5 protein-coding genes are annotated in these 2,349 nt (G+C 40.4%); all 5 read right to left on the minus strand.

Annotation, left to right across the window (positions count from 1 at the left end):
- Window positions 1-22: 22 nt before the first annotated feature.
- On the minus strand, window positions 23-334 hold the full coding sequence (locus tag IYN85_RS25475; protein ID WP_196161800.1) for a hypothetical protein: 312 nt from the start codon (window positions 332-334) through the stop codon (window positions 23-25).
- A 481-nt stretch (window positions 335-815) separates the two neighbouring features.
- Entirely contained in the window at window positions 816-1,124 is a 309-nt protein-coding gene (locus IYN85_RS25480; RefSeq protein ID WP_196161801.1) for a hypothetical protein, read from the minus strand.
- 14 nt (window positions 1,125-1,138) lie between these two features.
- Window positions 1,139-1,822: a hypothetical protein gene (locus tag IYN85_RS25485; protein ID WP_196161802.1), complete on the minus strand. Its 684-nt coding sequence runs from the start codon at window positions 1,820-1,822 to the stop codon at window positions 1,139-1,141.
- A 180-nt stretch (window positions 1,823-2,002) separates the two neighbouring features.
- Complete coding sequence (locus IYN85_RS25490) at window positions 2,003-2,140, minus strand: hypothetical protein (protein ID WP_196161803.1); 138 nt, start codon at window positions 2,138-2,140, stop codon at window positions 2,003-2,005.
- Between the two features lie 15 nt (window positions 2,141-2,155).
- Window positions 2,156-2,349, minus strand: a 194-nt coding sequence (locus IYN85_RS26080; protein WP_230390981.1) for a hypothetical protein, incomplete at its 5' end; no start/stop codon positions are given.

Consider the following 2,349-nt stretch of genomic DNA (forward strand, 5'->3'; position numbering starts at 1 on the left):
TGTATTATTCACGATTTTTCCCTTATCTATTTTTAAGTTCGTTGACACGAGCAAGCAGTGCTTTAGCTGGGCCACAAACGTTAACAAGGTGAGTACGCTGGTCTTCTTCAGGTATAGATGAAAGAAGCCTACTTACGACCGTCACTAATTGTGATTTAGTAACATCTTCGTTGTTCTCGAATTGGGCATTTTCTACCAGGCTTTGGTGTTCAATCCCGGTGCCTGTATGTGGCTTATAGCTGTTCAGGAAATCTTCAAATGCCTCGCTAAGATGTTCTCGTTCATCATCGGTAGCGTCTTGAATCAGAATATCAGCACGTAGTGCAAAGTTCATAACTAATCCTTTAACTGCCCTTTTAGGGTCTCTCTGAGTGCTTCGAATGGCTCAATACTGTTTATACCATACAGCTTATGACGACCAACTTTAATGCTATAAACATCACACCCCTTTTCTTTGCGTACCCTAAAGCTGTAACTGCTTAATATTTCATCTGGCTCAACGGAGAAATATCCTATATGTTTTGGATAGTCTGATGTTGCTTTGAGAAACCTGAAAAATGCCAACCCAAAAACCAAGAAAAAGACTATGGTTAACCACTTCAATTGCGTATCGCTGGGATCACTAGACGTGTTGTAAAGAACTATCGGTACAACTACCGTAATTAATGCCAATAATCCCCACGACCATTTTAGAAACATTCCGAACATTAGGCGGCCCGGCGATAACTCGAAAGGTACCAAATATCTGGTAAGTGGTCCTGAAGGACCTACTATTGGGTGCTCGTGTCCGTGTCGGCATTTCATTAATATATTTCCTATTTAATATTATTGCTGATAGACACTGCTGTGTTCTCTGGAAATCCCTCTACCAAAGCAAGCAATTCGGCTTTTGAAATGGAATCAGCATTGATATGGATGAATGGTTGATCTGAGTTACCATTGATGTGATCAGGCAGTACGCTCTTACCTGGTCTCTCTGTGCCGATAACGAACTTGTTTTGGGAGCTTCCGGAAACATGATGAATTAGTCGCTTTCCTTTCCCGTCACTCGTTGTCAAAGCTTCATCTGTCATGGCATCCAAACCAGCTTTTAAGTTACCAAAATAAATGTCTACTTCATTCATGATTTTTCCTTCAATTAATTATTTCCTGGGAGGATGTCAATCTCCTGCCATTTCTCAAAGTCATGATCAATTGTTTGAAAAGAACCAAGCCAAGTTTTTACATCGTAAGACAGAGACTGTTCAATAGCGTCATCGAACGGTTTGAGAGCTGCCAAAACGATTTCTCGAACGGGGTTACTATTAACTACCTTGAAACCAAATCGAGAAAACGGTGTTCCGTTGTAATCGTCGATTACAGATGTGATTACGATTTTGGGGATTCCAGACTCATCCTTATTACTCGTGAGTAATTTTCGATAATCTTGAGCCTCGCTGATCGTAATATCTGGCAATCCACTTATAAATGCTTGAAGTGAACCTGGCGATAGCCTACGAATATCCGATTTTTCATAAGGCGAATCTTTAGAATAGATCTCTAGGGTACTGTCAATCCTTTCATTCCATGCTTGTATATCAGGAACTCGATAAGGCCCTTCTACTTCAAAGGTCGGTTTACTCCCCCCCCATCCATCGGTATCATTTGGACGAGTCTCAGTAATTCTTTGAGTCATACCGGATTTCAATACTTTATCATAATAGAAAATTTCGACTGAATGGCTTTTATAATCCTGAGTCCATGTTTCAATCTCTAATGCTTCAATGGGAACACGTTCTGGGTTAGGCCAGCCGCCCCTTCTTTCTGAAATATTAAATGCCATATTCTATCCCCTATTTAGATTTCGGCTCTGTCACGTTTTCACCATTATGATTTTCTATCAAGTAAGCTCACAACATTTGATGCCTCTTGGTCAGCCCACTAGCCTGGCGAGAATGACGCAGTTGTTTTTCTATTCGAGAGTTCAAAATCATCCTGCAATGAGTGAGTATCACCAACCCAATCATTCTATGACTCGATCAACTTTATATGTGTCACCATCGATGGGGTTTTCGCCAAGGTACTCATCGATTTCCCTTTTAATCGCTTCAAAGTCAAAGACGCGTTTTGTAAATTGGATATCTTTAAATAGCTGAGTCAAGGTTTTTTCCCTTAACTAAAAGTCTATGTGAATACGAAACCATTTTTCGCATTTATCACAATATGTCTTGCCCTGATCGCCCTCGTTACTGTTGATTTCATCAGAATCTGTCCATAGACGATAGTGAGTTTCTTCGTGACCACAATGTGGGCAGTCAATATTTATACCGGGCATTTCTACTGTAACGGTTATTAGCTCACACACTAGAT

The sequence above is a fragment of the Reinekea sp. G2M2-21 genome (genome assembly GCF_015687175.1).
Lineage (GTDB): Bacteria > Pseudomonadota > Gammaproteobacteria > Pseudomonadales > Natronospirillaceae > Reinekea.

What these genes read in the sequence shown, in the direction of transcription:
- IYN85_RS25485 (WP_196161802.1), bottom strand. Translation starts at nt 1,822, where the DNA reads ATGGCATTTAATATTTCAGAAAGAAGGGGCGGCTGGCCTAACCCAGAA.
- IYN85_RS25475 (WP_196161800.1), bottom strand. Translation starts at nt 334, where the DNA reads ATGAACTTTGCACTACGTGCTGATATTCTGATTCAAGACGCTACCGAT.
- IYN85_RS25480 (WP_196161801.1), bottom strand. Translation starts at nt 1,124, where the DNA reads ATGAATGAAGTAGACATTTATTTTGGTAACTTAAAAGCTGGTTTGGAT.